Source organism: Flavobacterium pedocola (assembly GCF_053764385.1).
On record NZ_JBSNCR010000010.1, the window covers coordinates 1 to 19,707 of the forward strand.

The 19,707-nt window shown below is 39.7% G+C and carries 21 protein-coding genes; 15 read left to right on the top strand and 6 right to left on the bottom strand.

Annotation, left to right across the window (positions count from 1 at the left end):
- The first annotated feature begins 385 nt into the window (after window positions 1–385).
- The 10 genes from thrS to ACWPKD_RS15040 all read left to right on the top strand — a co-directional run bounded on the left by thrS (window position 386) and on the right by ACWPKD_RS15040 (window position 9,140).
- Complete coding sequence (thrS, locus tag ACWPKD_RS14995; protein ID WP_455413508.1) at window positions 386–2,326, top strand: threonine--tRNA ligase; 1,941 nt, start codon at window positions 386–388, stop codon at window positions 2,324–2,326.
- A gap of 29 nt (window positions 2,327–2,355) precedes the next feature.
- Window positions 2,356–2,907 (top strand): translation initiation factor IF-3, encoded by a 552-nt coding sequence (infC, locus tag ACWPKD_RS15000; RefSeq protein WP_455413526.1) that lies wholly within the window; start codon window positions 2,356–2,358, stop codon window positions 2,905–2,907.
- Window positions 2,908–3,004: 97 nt separating this feature from the next.
- Window positions 3,005–3,202, top strand: coding sequence for a 50S ribosomal protein L35 (rpmI, locus tag ACWPKD_RS15005; RefSeq protein WP_014164268.1), 198 nt, complete (start codon window positions 3,005–3,007; stop codon window positions 3,200–3,202).
- Window positions 3,203–3,327: 125 nt separating this feature from the next.
- The gene (rplT, locus tag ACWPKD_RS15010; RefSeq protein ID WP_237791270.1) at window positions 3,328–3,672 is read left to right on the top strand and encodes a 50S ribosomal protein L20; all 345 of its coding nucleotides are present in this window, start codon (window positions 3,328–3,330) and stop codon (window positions 3,670–3,672) included.
- Between the two features lie 89 nt (window positions 3,673–3,761).
- Window positions 3,762–4,529 carry a hypothetical protein gene (locus tag ACWPKD_RS15015; protein WP_455413509.1) on the top strand — a complete coding sequence of 256 codons (768 nt, stop codon included), beginning with the start codon at window positions 3,762–3,764 and terminating at the stop codon, window positions 4,527–4,529.
- A 59-nt stretch (window positions 4,530–4,588) separates the two neighbouring features.
- Window positions 4,589–5,509, top strand: coding sequence for a 23S rRNA (adenine(1618)-N(6))-methyltransferase RlmF (rlmF, locus tag ACWPKD_RS15020; RefSeq protein WP_455413510.1), 921 nt, complete (start codon window positions 4,589–4,591; stop codon window positions 5,507–5,509).
- 5 nt (window positions 5,510–5,514) lie between these two features.
- Window positions 5,515–6,087: a Crp/Fnr family transcriptional regulator gene (locus tag ACWPKD_RS15025; RefSeq protein WP_455413511.1), complete on the top strand. Its 573-nt coding sequence runs from the start codon at window positions 5,515–5,517 to the stop codon at window positions 6,085–6,087.
- A 78-nt stretch (window positions 6,088–6,165) separates the two neighbouring features.
- A complete protein-coding gene (locus ACWPKD_RS15030; protein ID WP_455413512.1) occupies window positions 6,166–6,600 on the top strand; it encodes a carboxymuconolactone decarboxylase family protein in 435 nt (144 codons plus the stop codon).
- Between the two features lie 105 nt (window positions 6,601–6,705).
- Window positions 6,706–8,241, top strand: coding sequence for an FAD-dependent monooxygenase (locus ACWPKD_RS15035; RefSeq protein WP_455413513.1), 1,536 nt, complete (start codon window positions 6,706–6,708; stop codon window positions 8,239–8,241).
- Window positions 8,242–8,294: 53 nt separating this feature from the next.
- Window positions 8,295–9,140 carry a GNAT family N-acetyltransferase gene (locus tag ACWPKD_RS15040; protein WP_455413514.1) on the top strand — a complete coding sequence of 282 codons (846 nt, stop codon included), beginning with the start codon at window positions 8,295–8,297 and terminating at the stop codon, window positions 9,138–9,140.
- On the opposite strand, the gene ACWPKD_RS15045 is transcribed toward ACWPKD_RS15040, so the two are convergent.
- From ACWPKD_RS15045 to ACWPKD_RS15070, 6 genes are all read right to left on the bottom strand, one after another.
- Window positions 9,137–10,048 (bottom strand): glutaminase, encoded by a 912-nt coding sequence (locus ACWPKD_RS15045; RefSeq protein WP_455413515.1) that lies wholly within the window; start codon window positions 10,046–10,048, stop codon window positions 9,137–9,139. The two genes, ACWPKD_RS15040 and ACWPKD_RS15045, sit on opposite strands and share 4 nt — an antisense overlap.
- Window positions 10,049–10,054: 6 nt before the next feature.
- Window positions 10,055–11,317, bottom strand: a complete 1,263-nt coding sequence (locus ACWPKD_RS15050) for an asparagine synthetase B (RefSeq protein ID WP_455413516.1) — start codon at window positions 11,315–11,317, stop codon at window positions 10,055–10,057.
- 261 nt (window positions 11,318–11,578) lie between these two features.
- Complete coding sequence (locus ACWPKD_RS15055; RefSeq protein WP_455413517.1) at window positions 11,579–12,256, bottom strand: response regulator; 678 nt, start codon at window positions 12,254–12,256, stop codon at window positions 11,579–11,581.
- 2 nt (window positions 12,257–12,258) lie between these two features.
- A complete protein-coding gene (locus tag ACWPKD_RS15060) occupies window positions 12,259–13,050 on the bottom strand; it encodes a sensor histidine kinase (RefSeq protein ID WP_455413518.1) in 792 nt (263 codons plus the stop codon).
- 647 nt (window positions 13,051–13,697) lie between these two features.
- Window positions 13,698–14,450 (bottom strand): hypothetical protein, encoded by a 753-nt coding sequence (locus ACWPKD_RS15065; RefSeq protein WP_455413519.1) that lies wholly within the window; start codon window positions 14,448–14,450, stop codon window positions 13,698–13,700.
- A 2-nt stretch (window positions 14,451–14,452) separates the two neighbouring features.
- A complete protein-coding gene (locus ACWPKD_RS15070) occupies window positions 14,453–14,782 on the bottom strand; it encodes a hypothetical protein (RefSeq protein ID WP_455413520.1) in 330 nt (109 codons plus the stop codon).
- 321 nt (window positions 14,783–15,103) lie between these two features.
- Between ACWPKD_RS15070 and ACWPKD_RS15075 the strand changes: the two genes are divergently transcribed.
- The 5 genes from ACWPKD_RS15075 to ACWPKD_RS15095 form a co-directional block, all read left to right on the top strand.
- On the top strand, window positions 15,104–15,658 hold the full coding sequence (locus ACWPKD_RS15075) for a phage tail protein (protein ID WP_455413521.1): 555 nt from the start codon (window positions 15,104–15,106) through the stop codon (window positions 15,656–15,658).
- 18 nt (window positions 15,659–15,676) lie between these two features.
- The gene (locus tag ACWPKD_RS15080) at window positions 15,677–16,231 is read left to right on the top strand and encodes a phage tail protein (RefSeq protein ID WP_455413522.1); all 555 of its coding nucleotides are present in this window, start codon (window positions 15,677–15,679) and stop codon (window positions 16,229–16,231) included.
- 56 nt (window positions 16,232–16,287) lie between these two features.
- The gene (locus tag ACWPKD_RS15085) at window positions 16,288–17,439 is read left to right on the top strand and encodes an ABC transporter substrate-binding protein (RefSeq protein WP_455413523.1); all 1,152 of its coding nucleotides are present in this window, start codon (window positions 16,288–16,290) and stop codon (window positions 17,437–17,439) included.
- A 6-nt stretch (window positions 17,440–17,445) separates the two neighbouring features.
- On the top strand, window positions 17,446–18,381 hold the full coding sequence (locus tag ACWPKD_RS15090; RefSeq protein ID WP_455413524.1) for a methionyl-tRNA formyltransferase: 936 nt from the start codon (window positions 17,446–17,448) through the stop codon (window positions 18,379–18,381).
- Between the two features lie 39 nt (window positions 18,382–18,420).
- The coding region (locus ACWPKD_RS15095) for a SprB repeat-containing protein (protein WP_455413525.1) at window positions 18,421–19,707 on the top strand (1,287 nt) is incomplete at its 3' end.

Genomic DNA, 19,707 nt, shown 5'->3' on the forward strand with positions numbered 1-19,707 from the left:
CCCCACTTCCAAACTTTTACACACCTTTTTTTCGAAGTTTTTTAAAGGTTTTTCATAACTCACTGATAACCATTCCGTAACCTAGGAAAGTTTTTTTTTGAAAAAAGTTACTGAACCAATGAGTGGCTTAGCTCGTGAGATTGTTTTACTATACTATATATATAATAGTAGGATTTAAAAAGGTTGCTGTCAAATCCGGAAAGCTTATCCCCTAGCCCCGATAGCAGTGGAAATCCCGGAGCAAAGCGCAGGAATTGCAACGGATAGCGGGAAATGCCATCACAAACACACCCGAACTCTCGCTTCAAAAGAATCAAATTATACCTTATATATATATTGTATACATTTTGATAAACATTATATTTGCACCTTATAACTTATAAATATGATCAAGATTACTTTACCGGACGGTTCGGTTAGGGAGTTTGCACCAGGTGTATCTCCTATGGATGTTGCGAAAAGCATCAGTGAGGGATTGGCTAGAAATGTTATTTCAGCTTCTTTTAATGGTACGACCATTGAAACCTCGACCGCTTTAACGACCGACGGTGCTCTTATATTATATACCTGGAACGATGCGGACGGTAAAAAAGCGTTCTGGCATTCGACTTCTCACGTAATGGCACAAGCACTTGAGGAAATGTACCCAGGTATCAAATTAACAATCGGTCCTGCTATTGACAACGGGTTCTATTATGACGTAGATTTCGGCGACAAGAAAATTACCGATGCAGATTTCAAAGCCATCGAAGACCGCGTGTTGGAGATTTCAAGAGAGAAGCACGAATTCAAAATGCGTTCGGCCACAAAAGCAGAAGCATTGGAGTTATACAAAAACAACGAGTACAAAACCGAGTTAATCCAAAACCTGGAAGACGGAACGATTACTTTCTGCGACCACGCTACATTTACCGATTTATGTCGTGGTGGGCACATCCCGAATACCGGCATCATCAAAGCGATGAAAATCTTATCGGTAGCCGGTGCCTACTGGAGAGGTGACGAGAAAAACAAACAGTTAACCCGCGTGTACGGAATCTCGTTCCCGAAACAGAAAGATCTAACGGATTACCTTGAATTGTTAGAGGAAGCCAAACGCCGTGACCACAGAAAACTTGGAAAAGAATTAGAATTGTTTCATTTTTCACAACGCGTGGGACAAGGTTTACCGTTGTGGTTACCGAAAGGAGCTGCGCTACGTGACCGTTTGGAGCAATTTCTGAAAAAAGCACAAAAGAAAGCTGGTTATGAGCAGGTAGTTACGCCTCACATCGGACAAAAAGAATTGTACGTGACTTCAGGTCACTATGCAAAATACGGAGCCGACAGCTTCCAGCCGATTCACACACCGGCAGAAGGCGAAGAGTTTTTGTTAAAACCAATGAACTGCCCGCACCACTGTGAGATTTACAACGCAAGACCTTGGAGTTACAAAGATTTACCGAAGCGCTATGCGGAATTCGGAACGGTTTATCGCTATGAGCAATCCGGAGAGTTACACGGTTTAACACGTGTTCGTGGGTTTACTCAGGATGACGCACACATTTTCTGTACACCGGATCAGTTGGATGCGGAATTCAAAAATGTAATCGACCTTGTTCTATATGTATTCGGTTCATTAGGTTTTGAAAACTTTACAGCTCAGGTTTCCGTTCGTGATTTGAACAATCCGGAGAAATATATTGGTTCAGTGGAAAACTGGGAGAAAGCAGAAAACGCGATCATCAGTGCCGCAAGAGATAAAGGACTGAATTATGTAATCGAAGCAGGTGAAGCAGCTTTCTACGGCCCGAAACTGGATTTCATGGTGAAAGACGCATTAGGCAGAAGCTGGCAATTAGGAACTATTCAGGTAGATTACAACTTACCGGAGCGTTTTGATTTGTCCTACAAAGGCTCTGATAATGAACTACATAGGCCGGTAATGATCCACCGTGCACCGTTTGGCTCCATGGAACGTTTTATCGCGATTTTACTGGAACATACGGGTGGAAATTTCCCGCTTTGGCTGATGCCAGAACAAGCTATCATCCTGTCTTTGAGCGAGAAATATGAAAATTATGCCAAAAAAGTTTCAGAATTGCTGGAAATTCACGAAATTCGCGCCCTAATTGACAACCGTAACGAGACGATTGGTAAAAAAATCCGTGAAGCGGAAACCAAAAAATTACCGTTCATGCTGATTGTTGGTGAGGAAGAAGAGAAAAACGGAACGATTTCCGTACGTCGCCACGGTGATGCAGGAAAGTCGAACGAAACGATGACTATTGAGCAATTTGCCGCTTTAGTTAACGACGAAATAGCAAAAACATTAAAACAATTCTAAGTTTAATTTAAAATTTTAGAGCCATAGCAATAAGAAACAACAGAGGTTACCAACCTCGAGTAGAAAAAAAAGACGCCCACCGAATCAATAACAATATTCGTGTGCCGGAAGTACGTCTTGTAGGAGAAAATGTAGAACCGGGAGTATACAAAACTGCCGAAGCAATGCGTTTAGCCGACCAGTTTGAACTGGACTTGGTTGAAATTTCTCCAAATGCAGAACCGCCTGTTTGTAAAATCATGGATTACGGTAAGTTCTTGTACGAACAGAAAAAACGTGAAAAAGAACTAAAAGCCAAATCGACACAGATTACCATTAAGGAAATCCGTTTCGGCCCTCAGACAGACGAACACGATTACGAGTTCAAAAAGAAGAATGCCGAGAAGTTCTTAAAAGAAGGTTCGAAATTAAAAGCGTTCGTTTTCTTCAAAGGGCGTTCGATCATCTACAAAGAACAAGGACAGATCTTATTGCTTCGTTTAGCACAGGATTTGGAAGAGTACGGAAAGGTGGAAGCCATGCCGGTTTTGGAAGGTAAACGTATGATCATGTTTATCGCTCCTAAGAAAAAAAGTAAGTAGTTCACAGTCGCAGTATTCAGTATTCAATCTGTAAACTGAAAACCGAGACTGAAAACTAAAAGATAGTAAGTAAGATAAATTTAATACCTAGGAAGAGATGCCTAAAATGAAAACTAAATCTAGCGCTAAGAAACGTTTCAAAGTTACTGGCTCTGGAAAAATCAAAAGAAAGCACGCTTTTAAAAGTCACATCCTGACTAAAAAGTCGAAAAAACGTAAGTTAGCTTTAACTCACTCAGCATTGGTTCACCAGTCTGACGTGAAGAGTGTGAAAGAACAATTAAGAATTATCTAATCGACAATTTATTGTTATTGATAATTAATCGTTCTTCGGTTAAAACAATTTAATAACCCTGGAGTGGGCGTTTTAAAAACAGAAGTGCCGAAAGGCCGCCTTACTGCAAAAAACAATTTAGAATTATGCCAAGATCAGTAAATTCAGTTGCTAAAAGAGCAAGAAGAAAAAGAGTATTGAAGCAAGCCAAAGGTTTCTTTGGAAGACGTAAAAACGTTTGGACAGTAGCGAAAAACGCGGTAGAGAAAGCAATGGCTTACGCATACCGTGGAAGAAAACAAAAGAAAAGAAATTTCCGTGCATTATGGATCATGCGTATCAACGCGGGTGCACGTTTACACGGAATGAGCTATTCTCAGTTCATGGGTAAAATCAAAGCTAACAACATCGAATTGAACCGTAAAGTTCTTGCCGATTTAGCAATGAACCACCCAGAGGCTTTCGCGGCTATCGTGAATAAAGTGAAATAAGAAAACGTTTATAAACATATTTATCTTACTTATTATAAAAACCCATTCGCAAGAGTGGGTTTTTTTATACTTTTAAATAAAATTTCTGAATGAAAAAAATCATAGTAATCGTTTGTAGTTTTCTCTTTGTGTATTGTACTAATAAAGAAAATCACAAGGAACCCGAAACTACAGAAACAGCGGAAATTACAGAAACTGCAGCGGTTGAAGTTGAAGCTGGACTTGCTTTTCTTCCAAGCGTAGACTCGACAGATCAAAAGGAAGGGCCAATAAAAATATCAAGGAATCTGTATGCCGCCATAGCGGATTATGAAGACAAAGAAAACACTACCATTGTTAAAGCTGTCTATGGAAAACTAAATTATGACAGTTTAGAAGATGTTGCCGTTGTGCTTCAGTATGGAGACGAAGAAAACCCAAAAAAAGAAACCATTCTTGTCTTCTTAAAAAACAACAACAATGGCTTTGATTTATTAGCTGCAAATGAATCTATAATCAGTGAGCCTCATTTTAAAAGTGATTACACTTCCCATACCATCGACGGAAAAAGCATTTCAATTCGTAATCATAAACTAGATATTGAATTGTTCTGTACCGGCGGTTGTGCCAATACAACTTTAGAATTTCTTTACAAGGATGATAAATTAGCATTAAAAGAATTCAGCGAATATGCATCAGGTGCTGGTTCCCAAACAGAGTTTGGCTATAGCACAAAATCGGATACAGTCACCATTTCGGTTACCAATACAATGGAAGAAGACATGCCGGTTGAAGAAACCAAAAGAAAACTTAATTACACAAATTCTCTTGAATTTTCAGAATTCAACATGAATGACTTTAAAGCTGCATTGGAATAATTCGAAAAACAGATCCTAAAAAACAACGCTGAATTCCTCAATGTTGCATACTCAAAACAATGAAAAAAATCCCTGCTGATACCAAAACCTTACACCCGCGAAACAAACACAAAGGTACTTACGATTTCAAAAAATTAACCGAAACATTACCGGAGTTACAATCTTTTGTGGCTGTCAATAAATTCGGGAACGAAAGCATCGACTTTGCCGATCCGGATGCCGTTCGAGCACTGAACAAAGCGTTGCTGAAACTGTTTTACAACATAGGGTATTGGGAATTGCCGAAAACGAACCTCTGCCCTCCCATCCCCGGACGCGCCGATTACATCCATTACATTGCAGACGTTTTAGCCGAATCCAACAAAGGAACCATCCCAACAGGAAATCAGGTTAAAATACTGGACATCGGTACCGGCGCCAATTGTATTTATCCGATTATCGGGCATCAGGAATACGGCTGGAACTTTATAGGTACTGAAGTAGACAAACCCGCCAAACTTACTGCGGAAAACATCATCAACCACAATCCAGAATTGAAGAACGGCATTACCATTCGCCTTCAGGAAAACAAGCGCAATATTTTCAAAGGTATTATTCAGCCGGACGAACATTTCGATTTCACCATTTGCAATCCGCCATTTCACAATTCAAGGGAAGCAGCCACTGAAGGCACTAAACGCAAACTGAAAAATTTAGGCAAAACGGTTGACAACAAACCCGTATTAAATTTCAGCGGACAGAATAACGAACTCTGGTACGAAGGCGGCGAACTGGCGTTTATCACCAATATGATTTTCGAAAGCGTCCATTTTCAGAAACAATGCAAATGGTTTTCCTCTCTGGTTTCCAAAAAAGAAAACCTGAAACCGCTTTATTCGGCACTAAAAAGAGTAAAAGCTACTGAAGTAAAAACCATCGCAATGGAACAGGGCAACAAAATAACCCGTATTTTAGTCTGGCGTTTTATGAATACCAATTAAGCAATATGAGCGAACCGCTTTTAAAACATATTCAGCGTAAAACCGAGCTCACTTCATTGGAGCAGGAACAACTGTTGTCCAAAATCGAATACCGGAAAATCAAGAAAAAAGAACTCCTGCTGGAAGAAGGTTCCGTTTGTGATTTCTTCTGCTTTATCGAAAAAGGCTGCTGCCGGATGTATCTCATCAACAACAAAGGCAACGAACAAACCCTGCAATTCGGTATTGAAGACTGGTGGATCGTTGACTACATGAGTTACAGCACCGACAACCCAACGGACTTTTACATTCAGGCGGTTGAAAATTCCGAAGTGTTACTCATCCCTAAAAAAGAACTGGAACAACTTCTGATCGATATTCCAAAACTGGAACGTTATTTCCGGATCGTCATGCAAAAATCTTTCGCGGCGTATCAGATGCGCATCAAATTTCTTTTCACCATGAGTGCCGAAGAACGTTACCATCATTTCAAAAATGCCCAACCTGAATTTGTACAACGTGTTCCCCAATACATGTTGGCTTCTTATCTGGATTTTTCGGCAGAATTTATGAGCAAAATAAGAGCTGGCAAAATCTAAATCCATTTCTTGAAGTAGTTCAAGTTTTTTAAAATCGTACTGTCAGAACTTTGTCATGTAATTAATAAACAACAACTCATGACAACAAGAATCAACATGCAGCAAACCGAACCGGAAGCTTACAAAGCGATGCTGGGACTGGAAAAATACTTAGCTACTTCCAAAGTAACGCCAATTCACAAAGAACTTATCAAAATCAGAGCCTCACAAATTAACGGCTGTGCCCATTGCCTGGACATGCATACTACAGATGCACGTAACTTGGGCGAAACCGAACAACGCATTTACCTGTTAAACGCCTGGCGGGAAACCACACTTTTCTCCGAAGAAGAAAAAGCCATTTTAGCCTTAACCGAAGAAGTTACCTTAATCCAGCATCACGTTTCAGAGGCTACGTATCAAAATGCTGCCAGATTATTCGACGATCATTATCTGGCACAGGTCATGATGATGATCATCACCATCAACGCGTGGAACCGCATTGCCATAGCTACTAGTATGCAGGTTAGCTAACAAAAATGAAAACCATCTCAATTCGGGATGGTTTTTATTTTCTATACAAACTGTAAAATCTGTTCCTTTCCTTTTTTGTACCTTTAATACACTAATTCCGGACATATGGAAACCGATGTTTTGATAGTTGGAGCCGGGCCTACCGGTTTGATGATGGCCAATCAGTTACAGCGATTCGGTATCGATTTCATTATTATCGATTCCAAAGAAGGGCCAACCGAGCAATCTCGTGCGATAGCTGTTACCGCACGAAGCATGGAAATCTATCAGCAAATGGGTTTGTCGGATACTATTTTGGAAGAAGGAACACCCATCAATGCATTTAATCTTTACTTTTTCGGCAAAAAAAGAGCGGAAATAAAGATCAACGAAATCGGTAAAGGCCTCACGGATTTCAGCTTTCTGTTTGCCTTTGAACAAAGCAAAAACGAAGCACTTCTTTATGACAATCTTTTAAAACAAGGGAAAGATGTGCTCTGGAACACTGAATTTTCAAACCTCACCCAAAAACACAACCGGGTAATTTCCATTGCTTTTCAAAATGACGATTCTTTAACCATCAATTCAAAATATGTAGTAGGCTGTGACGGTGCCAAAAGTCCGATCCGTCATCAACTTAAATTTAATTTTCTTGGCGGTACTTATGAAAACAAATTCTACGTAGCCGACACTATTGTAGATTGGAATCTGGAATACGACAAACTCATTATTGCTCCAACGAACAATAATTTTTGCGGTTTCTTCCCGCTTAAAGGTGAAAAATGGTATCGGGTTCTGGGGACACTACCGCGGGAATTCCATCATAAAGAGAACCTGACTTTTGAGGAAATTGAAACTGAAATCAAAAAATCATTGGGATTACCCGTAACGTTTGAAAAAATAAATTGGTTTTCCATTTACAACCTTCACCATCGTCGTGTGGAAAATTTCAGAAACAACAGAGTGTTTTTGGCAGGAGACAGTGCACACATTCATAGTCCGGCAGGAGGTCAGGGCATGAATACCGGTTTGCAGGATGCTTACAATCTGGCCTGGAAACTCGCTTTTGTTTTAAAAGGTTTTGCCAAAGATTCCATTTTAGAAACCTATAACGAAGAACGGCTGCCTTTTGCCAAATGGCTGATGAGTTTTACGGACAGAGCTTTCAACATCATGACTTCCGACAAATGGTACATCGCTCTCTTCCGAAGAACCATCCTGATACCGATTATACAATTTGTATTATCACATGATAAAATAAAACCTAGGATTTTCAGAACCATATCCCAAATTGCATATTCCTATCATGGAAAAAAACTGTCTGCAAACGATAGCAAACAACAATTAAAATTCAAAACCGGAGAGCGATTGCCTTATAAAAATGAAAAAGGCTATTACAAAAAATTCTCCGGCGATGGTTTCTATCTGCTTCATATAAGCAACAACAATCTGAATCCGGCCATTGTATCGGAGATTAAATCCATGGTTCCTTTTCCGATTGCTTTCTGCGAAGAGCCTTTAACCGATTATTGGAAAAAACTCGGCCTAACCTCCGAACTGTTTATTGTGCTGCGTCCGGACAACTATATTGCATATCTGTTTGACCATTATGACAGGGATAACCTGAAACACTATTTTTCAGAATACTTTCACACTTTTTAACTTTTATCAATTCTGGTATTTTTTACATTTGAAGAAATCAATCAAATCACAAAATGACAATTTCCTCATTAAGCAATATTCCTTTAGCAATTTTAGCAGACACATTCAACCAGGCTTTTTCAGATTATCTGGTACCGATGTGTTTGACCGAAGACGATCTGAAGACAAAATTCCATACCGAAAACATCAGCCTGGAACATTCCGTAGGCGCTTTTGACAAGGACCGGTTGGTGGGTTTTATGTTCATCGGATCAGAAACAAATACAGAAACCACGATTTTCTACAACGGCGGCACCGGCGTAATCCCAAGCCACCGAGGACAACAACTTACCGAAAAAATGTACACTTATTTACTTAAACAACCCATTACAAATAAGCATTCCGTCCATCTACTGGAAGTGATTACCGAAAATCTTAAAGCGGTTAACATCTATGAAAAGGCCGGTTTTAAAACAAAACGTCTTGTAACGTGTTTCAAAGGAATGGTTAACCCGCCGAAGAATATAGCTCCTCTTGATTTCAAACCCATAACTTTTGAAGATACTTTGGTGTTTAAAAGGGATTGGGCATTTCAGCCTTCGTATCAAAATTCCTCAGAAGCTATAAAAAGAACACTTACTTCACATCAGTTTTTTGGCGCTTTTGACAACGATATTTTGATTGGCTATTTGTCTTTTATGCCCGCTAGCGGAAGAATAAAGCAGTTTTTCATCAAACCCGATTATCGAAACAAAGGTGTTGGGCATCATTTATTTCATAAAGCTCAGGAAATCAACAAAGAGGCACTGGTTTCTTTAACGAATATTGACAATACCGAAACAGCATCTTTGTCCTTCCTCAATAAAATTGGTTTACAACAAACGGTTCAGCAATTCGAAATGGTATTGGAGAAAACTTAAAAAATAGACATGCCGGTTTTAGTGGTTAACTGCTCCAAAGCATACATCCCTAATTCGGAATTGCCTTTTTCGTTTAAGCGCGGGCACCAGGTAGCGACCGTAAAATTCTTTGGAAACAACGCTCCGATTCCACCACCGATTCCGCTCTTTCCGGGCAATCCCACTTTATAGGTGAACTCACCGGATTCATCGTAAAACCCACAAGTTTGCATCAGAGCATTGATTCGTTTGACCTGACTTTGGGTTAAAATCTGTTTGCCGTCTTTGGTTTTTCCTTCATTAGCGAAAAAGAAAAACGAATGCGCCAATTCTTTACAGGTCATTTCCAGCGAACATTGGTGAAAATAAAAGTCCAGGACTTCCTCCACGTCATTCTGGATATTCCCGAAAGACTTCAGGAAATTACACAATGCCGCGTTTCTAAAACCGGTTACTTTTTCAGAAGCTGCGACTTCGGTATTAAAATCGATAGTGGGACAACCGGAAATAGTTCTTATGAAGTCGAGAAAATCCTGCTTCGGATGCTGCAAATGAGTGATCAGCATATCTGCAATTACTAAGGCTCCGGCATTAATAAAAGGATTACGCGGAATTCCTTTCTCATATTCCAGCTGTACCAATGAATTGAACGGATTCCCCGAAGGCTCTACGCCAACTCGCTCCCAAACCTTTTCTCCTAAAAAGGAAAATGCCAAGGCTACAGTCAAAGCTTTAGATACGGATTGAATGGAGAATTTCTCGTTGGAATCGCCTACCCCAAAATCCTGACCGTCAATAGTGGTTAAATGGATCCCGAATTTATTAGGGTCGATTTTCTCCAACTCCGGAATGGTAGACGCTACTGTGCCTATAGGCGGAAGCGCTTTTGCCTCAGCGTATATTTCTTCTAAAATACTCGTGAAATCCATACAGGCTTATGTTTTCAGCTTTTTCTTTCTGGCTGCCGGGAACAAAACGTTGTTAAGAATTAATCTATACCCCGGAGAATTCGGATGTAAATCCAAAACGGTATGCGCATCACCAACCCTGTGTTGATAATCCTCAGGATCGTGTCCACCGTAATAGGTAAACATACCTTTTCCCTTGGTACCATGGATGTAACGGGCTTCTCCGTTTTGCTTGTTTTCCCCCATAATCAGGACATTCGATTTAATCATATTGATATCGAAAGCTGTCGTCTGTCCCATAAAACCTTTAACCAACTGGGTATGGTTTTGACATAACATGGTAGGAATCGGATCCCATTTTGCTGAATATTCCATCAGGGTAAAGTAATCGACATCGGGCAAAATCTTGCGTTTCAGCGTCATATCGATATCGGAAAACTCATATTGCATCGGATTGCGTTCCAAAACATAATCCTTAAAAGCAAACGTATTGTTGTAATTGATTTGGGTCTGATAATTGGCATCGCTTTCGTCACCGTCAAACATCGGTTCACAAATGTCTACTCCTTCAGCTGACAAGGCGATATCAAAACTATCAGTAGCAGAACACATGGCAAACATGAATCCGCCACCAATCACATAATTCCTGATTTTATTGGCCACCGCCATTTTTTCCTGAGACACTTTGCTAAACCCTAATTTCGTGGCTAAGGTTTCCGCATCTTTCTTTTGCTCGATATACCAAGGTGCATTCCGGTAAGCTCCGAAAAATTTTCCGTATTGTCCTGTAAAATCTTCATGGTGCAAATGCAGCCAATCGTATAATAACAGAGCATCATTTAACACTTCTTCATCATAGATTTCCGTAAAAGGAATTTCCGCGTAGGTTAAAACCAAGGTAACCGCATCATCCCAAGGCTGTTTTCCTTTAGGCGTATACACGGCAATTTTAGGTGCTTTTTCCAGCACAACGGTTTCCATGTTTTGAGAAGGCGAACTGATATCGTCAAGAATTCCATTCGCTGTTGCATCGGATAAAACTTCAAAACTTACCCCGCGTATCTGACATTCTTTACGAATTTCCGGTGCGTCGGGCAACAAGAACGAGCCGCCACGGTAATTGAGCAGCCAACTAACTTTATATTGTTTGTCCAGCGCCCAGTAGGTAATCCCATAAGCTTTAAGATGGTTTTGCTGGGTTTCGGCATCCATCGGCACCAATACGAATGAGGCTTTCACCGATACGGAAAACAGAAAAAGAAAAAGATATAACAGCTTTTTGAATAACATTCCGGAAAATTTATTCTCAAAGATACTGGTTTTAATGTGAAGATAATGATAAAAAAACAGGTAAAAACACCTGACATTTATACAAAAGGTCTTGGTAATTTTGAATAAATCATTCATCAATTCCTTATGAACGATACTATAACAGACTTGATAACCGAGTATGAGGACGCCATGAAGACCCTTCAAAAATTTGAAAAGCCACTTTTTATTATAGCGCTTCTGGCCGATCTTTTCCTTGTCTTTTACATCTTCTGCATTTAATTAAAGCATAAGATCTTCCTGCGTTACTATTTTGTTCTGAATGGCGTAAACCACTAAACCGGCTACGTTTTTGGATTCGGTTTTAAGAAGTAAATTGTTTCGGTGGCCGTCAACAGTTCTGGCACTGATGAACAATCGCTCCCCTATTTCTTTAGTATTCAACTGCCTGCATATCAACTGAAGCACTTCTTTTTCCCTGCCGGTCAAACAGTCGGTATCAAACAGCGCTCTACTCTTTTGGGAAGTGGTCAGATCGATTTCGTTGATGATCTTCATGACCTGCTCGTTATAATAAAAGCCTTTATCAAAAACCTCGTTAATCGTGAAAATCATTTCTTCCGGGGTGGAATTTTTTACCAGATAGGATGAGGCGCCCACGTTAATCATGTTGGCTATGAACGAACTGGTTTCATAACTCGACAAGGCAATAATCTTAATGTGTGGAAACAGGTTCTGAATCATCTTAGTCGCCTCTACCCCATTGAGTTGCGGCATTTTCAGATCCATGATGATGATATCCGGATGGAGCGTACTTTCTTTTAAAAAGGAAACAAGCTCCTGACCGTTTCCCGCTTCATAGACAATTTCCATATTTTTTTCCCGCTGCAGGATGAAGGCAATCCCTTTACGGAACAGTTCTTCATCGTCGGCAAGAACAATTTTAATCGTTGTATTCATAACTAAAATGTAATTAAAACCTTCGTTCCTTTATTGATCTCCGAATCCATAATCAATCTTCCGTTCAACATGGCGACGCGGCTTTCTATGTTTTTCATCCCCAGCCCTTTATTAATTTTCTGCTGCTGCACATCAAAACCGATACCGTCGTCGGTGTATTTACAAATGGTGTTTTTGGACAACTGATGAAAGGCAATCTGAATGTTTTTAGCTTTTCCGTGACGCAACGAATTGTTCATCAGTTCCTGTAATATCCTGAAAAGATGCAAGTGTTCCTTAACTTCGGAAGGATCGAAATCAACATGATTTTCATAGTGAACATTCACCGCTTTACTGCTTTGAAATTCCAGGCACAATTCCCGTATTCCGGCATCCAACCCGAATTTTTCAAGTACCGGCGGTAATAAGTCATGTGCCAGTCGTCTGGAATCATCAATAGCACGTTTTGTAAAATTGATGATATTTGTTGTTATTTCTTCTTGCTCGCTTTCCGATAAATCCTTAGTCTTTAACATATGCGTGTGCAGTGAAATCACATTGAGTTTCGAACTGATATCGTCATGCAGATCCTGGGCAATCCTCTTTCGTTCTGCTTCCTGCGCCACAATCACCGCCTGAAGCAAATCTTTCTGATAACTGATTTCCATATCTTTTTTCTGGATTTCATACCTGATGATTTTCTTTCTCGAGAAATAAAAGAAAAGCATTAAAACCAAGGCTAAAAGAAGAAATGCGCTAAACGTATAAATTATCGCCTCCAGCAACTCCCTCTGAAATACTAGTTCATTATCCATTTTTAGTTGCAGTTTGTTTTGCGTAATTTTTTCTCCATTCGTAAAGAATCAATAATTGGTACACAACATATAGCAACGCATTGAGAATCCATATGTTGAACACTAATTTTAATTTATAGATCGTTGTTAAATTACCCGCTAAAAAGATTACCGTACTCCCTAATAAATAAACCAAAATCCCAAGGTTTATATAGTAAAATTCTTTTTTCTCATTTAACAGGTTATACAAATACAATGTTGCATATACTATCAACAGGAATGAGGTTATAAAGATTTCAAATAAATTAAACCTGAAAAAAGAAGCAGGTTCTAAAATATATTGAATTCCAAGCAGTCCCAAACAAAAAACAAAGCCAATCATAACCGCATTCTTTTGAGATTTATTCAACCTGAGGTTCAGATAGAAAAAACTCAACAGAACAAATTGCAGTATAAAATAAAAATGAGACAGGAATAAATTATTCTTACCGAGTTTCAGGAATAAATATCCCGTCATCTGTATAACAAACATAACCGCTGAATAAACAGTAAAAATTTTATAGGCTTTCCCATTCTTAGAAAAGCCTATAAAAAAAAGTATTGTATTTAGCAGTAAGAATACATAACCTAAATCTCCTATAATCTCTAATAACAAACTATTATTCTATTTAAGGGTCACAAGTATTCGGACATGGTTTGGTGAAATCAAAAACAGAAGGATCTTCTGCTTCCAATTTTGATTCTTCAGAAGCTAAAATAACACTTTGGTTCCCATTTAGCCCCAACAGTACCGTAGTCAATTTCCCTTGAGGGTTAATCCCGAAAACTATACCTAAACTTTTAAAATCAGGCAGGTTACTCATGTTTTCGATCACTTCTCTTTCGATACTGAAATGATTGATTCTCAAATTGTCGTAGGAAACAACATTGTCTAAATCTTTATTTTCAGTCACTTGCACATTCCACTTGTTGATATAAGTAAAAGCCGTCGCAGGATTTAACATATGCTGTCTGACAATTGCATCATCACTCTTAAATTCCACTGCCGAAGAAGACAACCCGTTAATTTGAGTATCAAAATTATCATCTGAAACTATCATCGAGTTAATCACTCCTACCTGAATTCCGTCTTTAGTAACACCAACTGTTTTTAAATCCAGCTTACCATCCGTAAGCCCTAAGACAAATCTAAATTTTATCAATTGCTCATTTTCCAGCAACGTATTCAGTTCCTCTTTAGAAAACAGATAACCAATTGTGTTCTCATCAGATTTTCTAAGACTGGAATCTAATTTGGAATTCACCCAATCACTATTGAAAGACACTAAACTTGACTTTACTGTATTTTCACTACTGGCTTCCTCTTTCTGACAAGAAACCAGGAACAGCACCATTAAAACTGAAAAAATCTTCTGTTTCATTATTAAAATAAAGGGCTTTTAGTATCACAAGTATCCGGACAAGGTCTTGTAAAATCATAAATATACTGCTCGTCAGCATCGTTAATCAAATCGTTCCCGTTGGCATCAACACCTACAAGCATTAATTTGTTTTCACCGTTTTCATCAATTCCGATATAAGCTCTTACATCAACAACATCTTTTTCATTCATCAGTTGTGTGATATCTACCTGAGGAATTAAGTGTGCCTTAACGGTTGCTCCCGGAGTACTTCTCCATTTTTGTGCCCAAGCCTGAGCGGTTTGCAAAGTAATTGTGTTTACAGCTGTTTCTTGTGAATTGTTTTCTGACATAATTTTCGGTTTTAATGTTGTGTAAATTTTCTTACGATAAAAGTAATCTATTTTTATGTTTTAACAAACAAAACACTAACAATTTGTCAGAAAAATAACCCTTGCTTAAAATTCCTATGTTTTAAGATACTGCTGTAACAAAAAAACATCTGAAAAAACATCAAAGCAAGCTTCTGAAATCCAAAATCTCAAAACAGGTATTTATACCTATTTTTTGTAAAACTTTTACCACTAAATTCGCTCGATTAATAGTTGTAGGAAATCAAAAAACAAAAGGCCTCATTCCAACCCACATCGTAAAATACTCTAAAACAATAACTTATGTCAACAGAACCCTTTATTGGAGAAATTAAGATTTTCGGTTTTGATTTTGCGCCGAGAGGCTATCTAAACTGTAACGGACAAATCCTGTCCATCGCCCAAAACACAGCGTTATTTTCGCTTTTGGGAACAACTTATGGCGGAAACGGTATCCAAACCTTTGCCTTACCAAACTTACAAGGCCGAATGCCAATCGGACAAGGTACCGGAGCGGGACTTCCGTCACACAGCATGGGAGAAATGGCCGGGACAACAAATGTTACACTGTTAACGTCCAACCTGCCGCCTCACGTGCATGCCGCCGACGGTATTAAAGTAAACATTCCTGTTTCTACTGGTGGTGGAGATGCTTCGTCTCCGGAGAATGCTTATCTGTCAGATTCAGGTGCAGAAGTTTTCTCGAGTGTGTCCACTGCAGGAAAAAATTACGGGGCTTCAACCGTTTCTGGAGCAACAGGAGTTACCGGATCTGCTATACCGGTTAGTATTATGAATCCTTATCTGGTTCTTAACTACTCCATCGCAATTCAAGGGATTTTCCCTCCAAGAAGTTAAATTTAAAAAATCAGAAATATGTCTACAGAACCTTTTATCGGCGAAATAAAAATATTAGGCTTTAACTTTGCTCCCGTGGGCTACATGCTTTGTCAGGGACAACTTTTGAGCATTGCCCAAAACACGGCCTTATTTTCCTTACTTGGAACCTATTATGGTGGTGATGGGCAAACAACATTTGCACTTCCAAACCTTCAGGGAAGAGTTCCGATCGGACAAGGACAAGGTGCCGGTCTCCCTGCACATTCCATAGGTGAATTGGGAGGTTCGGATCACACAACCCTAACCTTGCAAAACCTGCCGCCTCATAATCACCCTGCAACAGGTATTACAGTAAATATACCGGTTTCCACAGGAGGAGGGGACGCTTCATCACCAGAAAACGCCTTCCTTTCCGATGCAGGAACTGACGTATTTTCAAGTGTTGCCACAGCTGGTAAATACTACGGCCCTTCAACCTTAACCGGAAACACAGGAATTACAGGATCCGGAATGCCAATCTCATTAATGAATCCTTATCTGGTAATGAATTATTCCATTGCCGTAGAAGGTATTTTTCCAAGTAGAAGCTAATTAAAACAAAAAAAGGGAACACTTCAAAAGTGTTTCCTTTTATCCTTTACAACACTATGCAAACAATTGGACTACTATTACCCAGATCCAGTTATTACAACACCATCAACTTTGATTTATACGAAGGGTTTCTTCATGGCTTACAGAAGCTGGGGCGGAACGATATTAAAATTGTAACCGAAAACATAGGTTTCGGCGCCGACAAACAACTATGCTATCGCGCTGCCGAAAAACTATTAATGGATGAAAATGCAACTATAGTAGTAGCCTACATAGGACATCGCATGGCGCAATTGCTTCGTCCTTTATTCTTAGCAGCCAATAAAATCCTTATCGTTTTGGATGCCGGTTCAAACCTTCCTCATGAATGGCCCGAGTGCCCAAACATATTTTACCATTCGCTTAACAATTCTTTAGGCGCCTGGTTAACCTCAAAAATGGCTGCAGAAAACGGTCATACACTTGGAGGAATGGTTACGGGCTATTACGATGGCGGATACTTACAAACACTTGGTCTTTTCAACGGGTATCAGGCTGCAGGAGGCACCATTAGGTTCAATCATGCGACCGGATATAAGAAAGAAGAATTCACTATGCTTCCTTTGAAAAACCATTTGGAACAATTCCCCGGAAGTTCTTTACTCAGCCTTTTCAGCGGGGATTATGTACATTGGTATTTTTCAGAAATCAAGGAACATTTTTCCGGGAACAATATCCCTATCTATTTACCTCCATTTGCTTTTGAGGAAACGATGCTTAAAGAAGCGGTCTATCCTGAAAACCCTGTGAAGGGAATAACTGCCTGGTCAAAATCCATTAGTAATCCTGAAAACACAGCTTTTATAGAAAGCCTTGAAGCTATCGGAAGAACCCCTAACCTATTCTCTTTATTAAGCTGGGAAGGTGCCGAAATTGCTGCAAAAGCAATCGATCTTTACAGTGAATACAAAGGCAATGTTGCTGCCATAAACCCTGTTTTACATCTGTTTGAATTTGAAAGCCCTAGAGGCTGCATCAAATTTCATCCAAAAACCAACACCACTATCGCCCCTTTATATGAAGCTTCACTGATTGCGGATGAAAAAGGCATGTGCGAAGTGAAACTTGGCAAAACAGTCCTAAGTACCACTGAAGATTTCGAAAAACTCACCCAGCAGCCGCTCGAGAATATAACCTCGTCGTGGTTTAACAGTTACACCTGCATATAATTTACCATGGAAACAAGAAAAAAAATTTTAGTACTGTGTGGTGGAAAATTTGCCTTCAAAAGCCTGCAGTTGCTTGTCTATGAAAATTATCTGTGCGGCATTGCAATCGGAAAAGGTGACGAAAATATTATTGATGCTTTAGAACGCGAATGCGAGGATAAAGACATGGCTTTCAAATCGTTTCCAAACAAAAAAAGCTTAACTGAGATGCGAGCCTGGATAGAAACTGTAAATCCGGATTATATCTTTTCAATTTCCTTTCCTTTTTTGATTCCGGAAGATGTTTTGGCATACGGACCCGAAAAATTCATCAACTTTCACCCTGGTCCGTTGCCGCAATTCAGAGGACCGATGCCTATCTTCGAAGTACTTCGGTATCAAAAAGAACAAACTGCCATTTCAGTACATTTTATGAATACTGAATTTGATAAAGGCAACATCATTTTTACCGAAAACATTGCTATTGATAAAAATGAAACCTACGGAAGTTTAGCTATTAAATTAAGCAATCGTATGACACAGGTAGTTTTGAATACTGCCAATATGCTTGATTTTGCTTCCACAATCCCCAACACCCCACAAGACAATTCATTGGGGTATTATTTTGAAAAACCTCAGCTTAGTGACACTTATATCAACTGGAGAAAGATGTCGGCCTCCGAAATCGTATCACTGGTCAATGCCTGCAATCCCTGGAATACAGGTGCCGATATAGGTTTCAACGGTGAACAGGCAAAAATCGTAATTGCTAAAGTCCTTGACACTCCTCATAACAACACCCGCCCCGGAACTATTTTATCAACAACCGAAAACGGCAATATAAATGTTGCCTGTTGCGACAACAGTCAGATCAGTATTGAAGTCCTGAAAACGGATTTAGGCATCATGTCCGCCAAACAATTTACCTTTTTGTATCCGGTAGTTGGCGTGGTACTGAACTGATAAAATTAATTGATAAGAATACCGATAAAAATGACAGATATGAAACAGAAAATTACTCTATTGGTCGCCCTGGTTTTGATGACTTTTGCAAGCGCAAAGGCTCAAACCCAGTTTTGGAGCGACACTTTTGAAGGCGCTCCTTCAAGCGGAACAAGAACTCCTGAAGAAAACGGAGGAACAACACCAACACCAAGTTTATCCTACTTCAGATTAACTGATGGCAGCACCATTTCGCAAGTGGTTGCTTTCACAGGAAAACAAGGCTCCAGTTATTGGGCCGGCGAAGATCACAATGCTACAGGAACCGGCTTTACCTCAAGTGGTGCTGAAGGTGCTACTCCTGCCAGTAACCCTCTTAACGAACTTCATATTGTTTGGTCCGGGATCAATATTGCCGGTAAATCAGGACTAAGTTTTAAAGGTTTGTTCGCGGCTAACAGTAGCAACGAACCTTGGGACAATGTTAATGCTTGTATCAGTGGTGTGGGAACCACCAATACCGATTATGTTATAGTCGAGTATCAAATTGATGGAGGCGCTTATACACCGCTTATCCGTTTTTATAACAGAGGCAGTGCCAGTGGTACTATGGACAAATATTTATATGAAGATACCGATGGAAACGGCTGTGGCGATGGAACAATGTTAACAAATGCCTTTGCTGAGTTTACCAAAACTATTGCAGGTACCGGAACCGCACTTACTATTCGCATACGTGTTTTCAGTGAAGGAAACAACGAAGAATGGGGAATTGACAACTTCAGATTGTTCGAAACACCAACCTGTACAGTCCCTGTGATTACAGCAAACCCTCCTAACAGAGCCATTTGTTCGGGTAGCAACACAACATTTACAGCAACTGCGACCGGAGCCACAGGATACCAATGGCAGGTAAATACAGGTAGCGGATTCACAAACATTTCAAATGGAGCACCCTATTCCGGGGCAACAACAAACACTTTAACTATTACAGCTGCAACAGCCGGTATGAATGGTTATTTATACAGATGTGTAACATACAATGGCACTATTTCATGCTTTACAAATTCGAATTCCGGAACACTTTCTATTTCTTCAATTTCCACAACAGGTTCCAAAACAGATGTATCCTGCAATGGAGGTTCTAACGGAACGGCGACTGTTGTAGCTTCGGGAGGAATTGGAAGTTATACCTATTCATGGTCCCCATCAGGAGGAACTGCAGCAACAGCAACTGGTTTGGCGGCTGGAACTTATACCGTAACGGTAACCGATGCTATCAGCTGTCAGACTACAAGAACTTATACCATTAACCAACCAGCAACTGCTTTAAGTACTACAGGTTCC

What these genes read in the sequence shown, in the direction of transcription:
- ACWPKD_RS15045 (WP_455413515.1), bottom strand. Translation starts at nt 10,048, where the DNA reads ATGGATTTCACGAGTATTTTAGAAGAAATATACGCTGAGGCAAAAGCG.
- ACWPKD_RS15035 (WP_455413513.1), top strand. Translation starts at nt 6,706, where the DNA reads ATGGAAACCGATGTTTTGATAGTTGGAGCCGGGCCTACCGGTTTGATG.
- ACWPKD_RS15075 (WP_455413521.1), top strand. Translation starts at nt 15,104, where the DNA reads ATGTCAACAGAACCCTTTATTGGAGAAATTAAGATTTTCGGTTTTGAT.
- thrS (WP_455413508.1), top strand. Translation starts at nt 386, where the DNA reads ATGATCAAGATTACTTTACCGGACGGTTCGGTTAGGGAGTTTGCACCA.
- ACWPKD_RS15025 (WP_455413511.1), top strand. Translation starts at nt 5,515, where the DNA reads ATGAGCGAACCGCTTTTAAAACATATTCAGCGTAAAACCGAGCTCACT.
- rpmI (WP_014164268.1), top strand. Translation starts at nt 3,005, where the DNA reads ATGCCTAAAATGAAAACTAAATCTAGCGCTAAGAAACGTTTCAAAGTT.
- ACWPKD_RS15070 (WP_455413520.1), bottom strand. Translation starts at nt 14,782, where the DNA reads ATGTCAGAAAACAATTCACAAGAAACAGCTGTAAACACAATTACTTTG.
- ACWPKD_RS15060 (WP_455413518.1), bottom strand. Translation starts at nt 13,050, where the DNA reads ATGGATAATGAACTAGTATTTCAGAGGGAGTTGCTGGAGGCGATAATT.
- ACWPKD_RS15050 (WP_455413516.1), bottom strand. Translation starts at nt 11,317, where the DNA reads ATGTTATTCAAAAAGCTGTTATATCTTTTTCTTTTTCTGTTTTCCGTA.
- ACWPKD_RS15090 (WP_455413524.1), top strand. Translation starts at nt 17,446, where the DNA reads ATGGAAACAAGAAAAAAAATTTTAGTACTGTGTGGTGGAAAATTTGCC.
- ACWPKD_RS15055 (WP_455413517.1), bottom strand. Translation starts at nt 12,256, where the DNA reads ATGAATACAACGATTAAAATTGTTCTTGCCGACGATGAAGAACTGTTC.
- ACWPKD_RS15030 (WP_455413512.1), top strand. Translation starts at nt 6,166, where the DNA reads ATGACAACAAGAATCAACATGCAGCAAACCGAACCGGAAGCTTACAAA.
- ACWPKD_RS15080 (WP_455413522.1), top strand. Translation starts at nt 15,677, where the DNA reads ATGTCTACAGAACCTTTTATCGGCGAAATAAAAATATTAGGCTTTAAC.
- ACWPKD_RS15065 (WP_455413519.1), bottom strand. Translation starts at nt 14,450, where the DNA reads ATGAAACAGAAGATTTTTTCAGTTTTAATGGTGCTGTTCCTGGTTTCT.
- ACWPKD_RS15040 (WP_455413514.1), top strand. Translation starts at nt 8,295, where the DNA reads ATGACAATTTCCTCATTAAGCAATATTCCTTTAGCAATTTTAGCAGAC.
- ACWPKD_RS15015 (WP_455413509.1), top strand. Translation starts at nt 3,762, where the DNA reads ATGAAAAAAATCATAGTAATCGTTTGTAGTTTTCTCTTTGTGTATTGT.
- ACWPKD_RS15085 (WP_455413523.1), top strand. Translation starts at nt 16,288, where the DNA reads ATGCAAACAATTGGACTACTATTACCCAGATCCAGTTATTACAACACC.
- rlmF (WP_455413510.1), top strand. Translation starts at nt 4,589, where the DNA reads ATGAAAAAAATCCCTGCTGATACCAAAACCTTACACCCGCGAAACAAA.
- rplT (WP_237791270.1), top strand. Translation starts at nt 3,328, where the DNA reads ATGCCAAGATCAGTAAATTCAGTTGCTAAAAGAGCAAGAAGAAAAAGA.